The following is a 7151-nucleotide window of genomic DNA, read 5'->3' on the forward strand; positions in this document are numbered from 1 at the left end:
AAAAAACCAAAATACCGCCGCGCCGCCTTCGTTTGTAAACCCCCCCCGGGGCGGCCCCGGGGCCCCCCCCACCGCTCGGCCGCGCGGCCCCGCGGGCCGCGAAGCCGTGTCACTCCTCGACGGTCAGGCCCTTCCGGAGTCGCACGAGGGTGCGCGACAGGAGCCGGGAGACATGCATCTGGGAGATGCCGAGTTCGTCGCCGATCTCGGACTGGGTCATGTTCGCCACGAAGCGCAGGGAGAGGATCTGCCGGTCGCGCTGCGGGAGTTCCGCGATCAGCGGCTTGAGGGACTCCACGTACTCGATGCCCTCGAGTCCGTTGTCCTCGTAGCCGATGCGGTCCGCGAGCGCGCCCTCGGAGTCGTCCTCCTCGGGCTGGGCGTCCAGCGAACTGGCCGTGTAGGCGTTCGACGCGGCCATGCCCTCGACGACCTCGTCGCGGCTGATGCCCAGCCGTTCCGCGAGCTCGTTCACGGTCGGGGCGCGGTCGAGGCGCTGGGCCAGCTCGTCGCCGGCCTTGGCCAGGTCGAGCCGGAGTTCCTGGAGCCTGCGGGGCACCCGCACCGACCAGGAGGTGTCGCGGAAGAAGCGCTTGATCTCGCCGATGATCGTCGGCATCGCGAAGGTGGGGAACTCGACGCCCCGGCTCAGCTCGAAGCGGTCGATCGCCTTGATGAGGCCGATGGTGCCGACCTGGATGATGTCCTCCATCGGCTCGCTGCGGGAGCGGAAGCGGGAGGCGGCGAACTTCACCAGTGCGAGGTTGAGTTCGACGAGTGTGTTGCGTACGTACGCGTAGTCGTGCGTGCCCTCTTCGAGGAACTCCAGCCGCGCGAAGAGTGTCTTGGACAGAGCCCGTGCGTCCACCGGCCCCACCTGGTCGTACGGGGGGATCTCCGGAAGTCCGTCGAGTCCGGTGAGTTCGTCGACTCCGTGGGTCCCGGTTGCGTCGACGCGCTCCGGGGAACCCGGAGAAGGAGTCGAGGTCGCCGTCAGGGTCTGCGATGCGTCGAGCCGGGGTGACATGTGTCCTCCATCGTTCTCGGCATATGGCCGCCGATGCCAATACGTGCACTGCGGTGTGCGGCGCCTCCAAAGCCGGCCGGGTCGGATAGGTGTCTCTACTAGCCCTATCCGGTTTCCCGAACTCACCGCAAGTGTCATCTGTGGTGAAATGTCCATTTTCATGGGGTTGTTCGGGTGTCGGGTGACGTAGAGAAGGCGTAGTGTTCGAGTGCGTACGTCAGTAGTCGCGACACTCGGAAGTGAGACGGCATGGACCGCGGGACGGTCGGCAGCGCACAGTCTGGCCGGCTTCTTGTCGAGGTGCGGGAAGAGGGCACGAGTGCCGTCGTGACTCCCGCGGGTGAGCTCGATCACCACACGGCCGATTTGTTGCGTGAGCCACTCGATGGCTGCCTCGAAAAGGGGTATGCGCGCCTGATCATCGACTGTTCCCGTCTGGAGTTCTGCGACTCCACCGGGCTCAACGTGCTGCTCGGCGCCCGGCTGAAGGCCGAGGCCGCGGGTGGCGGGGTGCATCTGGCGGCGATGCAGCCGGTGGTCGCGCGGGTCTTCGAGATCACCGGGGCGGAGGCCGTCTTCACCGTCCACGACACGCTCGAAGCGGCGCTGTCCGGCTGAGCCGAAGGCCTTCCGCCATGTCGCCTTCCCCGCCCCGGGCGCCTCTGCGTGATCGGCGCGTTACTGGCGTCACGGGGCCCGTGCCGAAAAAGTGGGTGTTCGGACGGTTCCGTCGGGCAGGAGACATCCTGGATGCACCGGCGGTCCAGGGCTCGGCGGCCGGGGCGGCGGAAGTTGTTGATCCACCAGCGGCGAAAGCCGTTGCTCCATCCGTACTGAGTACTGCGTACTGAGTCTTGAATCGTGAACCGGTGAATCGGTGAGGTGAAGCGCTGATGAGCACCACCCGGCCCTGTACGCCGGGCGACCGCGGCCCGGAGCCGGGCGACGGCGGCGCTTCCGCGGTGTCCGCGCGGAGCGTGGCGCCCGTGGACGGCGCGACGCCCGGCGAGAGCGTCTCCCCGGCCGGGGAGACGCCCGCCGACCGTGCCTCCACGGCCGGCGCGACGCCCGCAGGCGGCGCCTCCCCGGCCGCCGGAGCGGCTTCCGCGCCCATCGGCCGTCAGGTCCGGTCGCTGAGCCTCGCCGGCGAGAGCGGCGTCGTGCCGCTCGCCCGCGACTTCGCCCGGCAGGCGCTGTACGCGTGGGGCTGGCTGCCCGCGGCGAGCGCCGACCGGCGGGCGGCCGCCGAGGACGTCCTGCTGGTCGTCTCCGAGCTGGTCACCAACGCCTGTCTGCACGCCGAGGGCCCGGACGGGCTCCGGATCTCCCTCGACAACAAGGTGCTGCGCATCGAGGTCTCCGACCGGGGGGCGGGCCAGCCCGCCCCGCGCACCCCGCACCGCGCCGGCCGTCCCGGCGGCCACGGCATGTTCATCGTGCAGCGGCTCTGCCTCGACTGGGGGGTCCTGCGGACGCCCGGAGTCGCGGGCAAGACGGTCTGGGCGGAACTCGGCGCTCCCGCCTAGGTCACGTCCGCCAAGTCGCGTCGTCCGCCCGAAGGGCGGGCGAGACGTTGCGGACACGGCCCAGAGCCTGTCCGGCACTTCGCGTCTGCCCGGCCCCAGCCCTTCGGTCCGGCCACTGTCCCGAGTGGTCCGGACCCTTCCTCGTGCGCCGCCCGATGCGCGTCGGATCCCCACGGATCCGGCGCGCACTTTGTCTTCCCTCCACAAGTCACCGGGCGTACCTTGACGGCCGATCTGATGTACCGTCAGGAATGAGGGCGAGCCCGTGACGTACCGGACGTACCAGAAACGAACCGCCGCGCTCGCGTTCGCCGCGGCCCTGGCCGGCTCGGCGGTGCTGACGGCCGCCCCCGCAGCCCAGGCCGACGTGGTGGACGTCAACTACCAGTGCAAGACGCCGATCGGCGACAAGAGCGCCGTCTCTCCCATCGACATCAAGGGCGTCAAGAGCGGCAGCGTCTACAAGCTCACCATGTCCTGGCAGAAGGGCGTCTCGTCCAGCCCCGTCGAGCTCGGCAAGGGCGCGATGTCGCCGAGCGCCGTCATCAAGGTGGGCGGCGCGGACAGCGGCACGGTGGCGGTCAGCGGACCGGCCAACGCGGCCGCCATTCCCGCCAACACCCCCATCAAGATCAGTGACTTGAGCGGAACCTACACGCCGAAGAAGTCCGGCAAGGTCACCTTCACCGCGGGCGTCCTCACCATCAAGGCACTCGGCACCACGACCACGTGCACGCCCTCGAACAGCCCGGGGCCCTCGCTGACCCTCGACGTCACGGCGGCCGGCGGTTCGGGTTCGTCGGGCTCGGGCTCCTCCGGCTCCGGCGCCGGCGGGAGCCAGAGCGGCTCCGGCTCCGGTGACTCCCTCCCGCAGACCGGCCCCGAGGACTCCGTGATCGCTCTCGGCACCCTCGGCGGCACGGTCCTGCTCGCCGGCGCGGCAGGCGTGCTGTGGCTGACGCGCAGGCATCAGGCGGTACGCCGCTGACCTTCCCGCACCGCGACCTGGAGCCGCCGCATGCCGTACGCACTTCCCGCCGCCCGCGCGCTGGGCCTGACCCTCGTGCTGCTGAGCGCGGCACCGACGGCCCTGGCCGCCGAGGGCTGGTCCGTCGTGCCGGCCGGGGGCGGCACGACCGGCGGACGGCCCTCCGTCTACGCGGAGGGAGCGCCCGGCACGGTCCTCCAGGACTCGGTGTCCGTACTCAACCCCGGTACGCGGCCCGTCACGGTCCGGCTGCGCGGCGCCGACGCGGACAACACCGCCGACGGCGCCTTCACGGTGCGCGAAAGGGCGGCGGACACGGGCGCGTGGATCGCCTTCGCCGGACACGCGGACGGCCGCAGGACGGCGGTGCGGGAGCTGTCCGTACGGGTGCCGGCGCACACCCGCGCCGACGTGCCCTTCACCATCGGCGTGCCGGCCGCGGCGGCGCCCGGTGACCATCCCGGCGCGATCGTCGCGAGGGGCGGCGGCCGCACCTCGGCGGTCCGGGTCCAGCTCCGGGTGCCGGGGCCGGCGTTGTCGGCGCTGACAGTGGAGCACGTCAGGGCGGGCGGCGGCGGGATCTCGTACGAGCTGGTCAACCGCGGCACCACGGTCCTCGCTCCGCGGCTCGCCGTGCACGCCGGCGGGGTCTTCGGCACCCTGCTCGACCGCGGCCCGCGCGCGCTGCCCGTCGAGCTCCTGCCGGGCCGCCGCGTCACGCTCCACGAACCGTGGACCGGCCCGCCGGCGTTCGACGCGGCGACGGTCCGGCTGACGGTGACGGCGGCGGGCGGGGTGCGCGCGACGGGTACCGCGGAGGTCCGGTCGGTGCCGTGGGGCGCGGTGGCCGCGGTGTCGGGCGCCCTGATGGCGCTGTCGGCCGCCTTGTCCGTCGTACGGCACCGGAGGCGGGCCGGGGTGCCGGGACCCGGGCGTCGCGGGCGCCGGGTCCGGGACGGCGGGGCCGGCGAACAGAGCCGCACGGAAGTCGAGTTGACGGGAGCGGTGTCGTGAGCGTCCTGGACGGCAAGATACGGGCGGCGGCGCTGGGGGCGGTGCTGGCACTCGTCCTGGTTCCGTTGGCGGTGGTGGGGCCGGCGGGATCGGCGGCCGCCGCCGGGAAGCCGGCTGTCACGCTGTCCAAGTCCGAGGCGGGAACCGGTGGTTCGATCACCGTGACCGGCAGCGGATGGCGGCCCGGGACGCTGCTGATGATGCTGGTCTGCGGGCAGTCCGTGCCCTCGCGCGGGGTGATCGGCGGCACCAACTCCTGCGCCAACGCCGACGGACGGGCCGTCACCACCGACGCCAAGGGCGGCTTCAGCAGGAAACTGCCGGTCGCCGAGCCGCCCAAGCCCTGCCCCTGCGTGGTGCATGTCGCCACCGTCACCGGGGAGAAGGCCGAGGCCGACGCCGTCTTCATGGTGGCCGGCCACGCGGTGGCGCCGCTGCCGAAGGAGGAGAGCGGCGGCCGGATCTCGGTGCTGACCGACCCCCGGCTCGACGGGTCCGGCGGTCTGCTGACCTGGTTCGGCTCACCGCCCTCGCGCACCCTCGTCCTCACCGTCGGCAACGTCGGTACCAGCCCCGTGAAGAACCCGGTCTTCCAGGTCGGCACCGCCCACGGGGTGTTCGCCCCGCAGTGGGAGGAACAGCAGTGGCGCGGCAGCATCGCGCCCGGCCGCAAGGCACAGATCAGACTTCCGGTCGAACTGTCGGCCGGGGCGCACGGCGACTACACGATCTCGCTGAAGTACGGCGGGAAGGTGCTCGCCGAGCAGCCGTGGGGCGTGGGCCGCCCCTGGGGAGTCACCGTCTTCTGGATCCTGCTCTGCGTGGTCGTCCCGGCCGCCGTGTTCCGCGTCGGCATGGCCGTGGTGGACCGGGTGCGCCCCCGCAGGTCGACCGGACGGGCGGGACGGCACCGGGGGCTGCGGCCGGGCGAGCTCACCCTGCGCCTGCCCTGGGCGAACCCCGCCCCCCGGACACCGGCGGACGACTCCGCCTCCCCGGTTCCGGCCCTGCCCTGGTTCACCCCGGAGACCGATCCGGGGACCGGGGCGAACGGTCAGCTCTCCGCACCGCACGAGAACGGTCCGACGACGCAGACGAGAAAGGGGCATACGTGAGCACGCAACGGAGAGTGAAACGGGCCGGAGGCCGCAGAGCGGGCGCGGCCGGGGTCGCGCTGATGCTCGGCGGTGCGGGCATCCTGCTGGGAGTGGCCGCCGTCCCCGCGCAGGCCGCCGAGGTGTCGTACAGCACGGAGTGCATTCCGCCCGCGATCTCCGGGCTGCCCGCCGTGCAGGGCACCACGAAGGTGGAGATCACCGCGCCCGCCGAGGCGAAGGTGGGCGACGAGGTCACCATCACCTGGAAGTTCACCCAGGCCGCCTCGAAGAACCCCGACGTCCTCGACCTCGACGCCAACACCGTCAAGCCCACCGGGACGCTGAAGGCGGGCGGCGCGCAGACGGCGGACATCGCGATGGAGGGACCGCGCGAGAACCCCGCCATCCCCAAGAACAGCGCCATGAAGCTGTCCGACATGACGGGCAGGCTGAAGCTGACGACGGCGGGCGACGTCACGCTCACCCCGGACGCGTACAACATCAACGTCAGCAAGCCGATCTCCACCGACACCAAGTGCACGCCCAAGGCGGCGGTGAGCCCCTCGGCGACCATCAAGGTGACGAGCGGCGGCGGTTCGGGCGGCACGCCGACCCCGACCCCGACTCCCACCCCCACTCCGACTCCGAGTTCGCCGAGCGGATCGGCCACCCCGTCGCCGAGCGGCAGCGGGACCGACGGGGGCGGTGACACCGGCGGGTCCGGCGGGCAGACCGACTTCACGGGCAAGGAGGTCTCCGTGCCCTACACGTGCAAGACGCCTATCGGAGACAAGAACGCCACCTCGGCCGTCCAGATCAACGCGAAGAAGAACGGCGGGAGTTTCGGCCTCACCGTGCGGTTCAAGGCGTCGGTGATGGACAGCCCGGCGGACATCCCCGCGGATTCCGTGAAGCCGTCGATGGAGGTGGTCCTGGGCGGCGCCGACAAGGGCACGGTGCATGTGGAGGGTCCGACGAACTCCGCGCCCATCAAGTCCGGCGACCCGATCGAGATCCCCGATCTGACGGGCACCTACAAGCCGGGCGCGACCGGGAGTTCGACCCTGGCCCCGGGTGTGCTGACGGTGATGGCCCTGGGTACGACGACGACCTGCACCCCGGCCAAGTCCGAGGTCTCGCTGACCCTGGACACCTCGGAGCAGGCGAGCGGTGCCTCGGGCGGCGGCTCCACCTCGTCCGGCTCCGGTTCCGCCGGTACGTCCTCCAGCGGCGGCCTGGCGGAGACGGGCTCCGACAGCCACAGCGCCCTCCAGGCGCTCGGACTGGTGGCGGGCACGGTCGTCCTGCTGGGCGGCGCGGTCTTCACCTTCATGCCGGGGCGCCGCCGGACACGGTGACCGGCACGCGCTGATCCCCGTGACCCTCGATCCGGTCCCCACCCCGGCCGCCGCCCGGCCGCCGCCCGGCCGCCGCCCGGCCGCCGCCCGGCGGCGTGAACGGCCGCGGGAACGGCGAAGGGCCGCCGCACCGAACGGTGC

Annotated in this window: 7 protein-coding genes; 6 read left to right on the forward strand and 1 reads right to left on the reverse strand. The window is 72.2% G+C overall.

The window, feature by feature from the left end; genetic code table 11:
- Positions 1-109 precede the first annotated feature (109 nt).
- Positions 110-1027: an RNA polymerase sigma factor SigF gene (locus ACFXGX_RS39080; protein WP_384801825.1), complete on the reverse strand. Its 918-nt coding sequence runs from the start codon at positions 1025-1027 to the stop codon at positions 110-112.
- Between the two features lie 249 nt (positions 1028-1276).
- Here ACFXGX_RS39080 and ACFXGX_RS39085 point away from each other — a divergent pair, with 249 nt between their 5' ends.
- The 6 genes from ACFXGX_RS39085 (at position 1277) to ACFXGX_RS39110 (ending at position 7010) form a co-directional block, all read left to right on the forward strand.
- Positions 1277-1645, forward strand: coding sequence for an STAS domain-containing protein (locus ACFXGX_RS39085; protein WP_355776046.1), 369 nt, complete (start codon positions 1277-1279; stop codon positions 1643-1645).
- A 275-nt stretch (positions 1646-1920) separates the two neighbouring features.
- The gene (locus tag ACFXGX_RS39090) at positions 1921-2553 is read left to right on the forward strand and encodes an ATP-binding protein (protein ID WP_384801828.1); all 633 of its coding nucleotides are present in this window, start codon (positions 1921-1923) and stop codon (positions 2551-2553) included.
- Positions 2554-2818: 265 nt separating this feature from the next.
- A complete protein-coding gene (locus ACFXGX_RS39095) occupies positions 2819-3541 on the forward strand; it encodes an LPXTG cell wall anchor domain-containing protein (RefSeq protein ID WP_384801831.1) in 723 nt (240 codons plus the stop codon).
- Positions 3542-3571: 30 nt separating this feature from the next.
- The gene (locus ACFXGX_RS39100) at positions 3572-4555 is read left to right on the forward strand and encodes a hypothetical protein (protein WP_384801833.1); all 984 of its coding nucleotides are present in this window, start codon (positions 3572-3574) and stop codon (positions 4553-4555) included.
- A gap of 5 nt (positions 4556-4560) precedes the next feature.
- Positions 4561-5670, forward strand: a complete 1110-nt coding sequence (locus ACFXGX_RS39105; RefSeq protein ID WP_384801842.1) for a hypothetical protein — start codon at positions 4561-4563, stop codon at positions 5668-5670.
- A gap of 62 nt (positions 5671-5732) precedes the next feature.
- A complete protein-coding gene (locus ACFXGX_RS39110; protein ID WP_384801845.1) occupies positions 5733-7010 on the forward strand; it encodes a hypothetical protein in 1278 nt (425 codons plus the stop codon).
- The last annotated feature ends 141 nt before the right edge of the window (positions 7011-7151 follow it).

Origin of the sequence: Streptomyces sp. NPDC059371, from assembly GCF_042751995.1 — a bacterium.
Classification (GTDB): domain Bacteria; phylum Actinomycetota; class Actinomycetes; order Streptomycetales; family Streptomycetaceae; genus Streptomyces.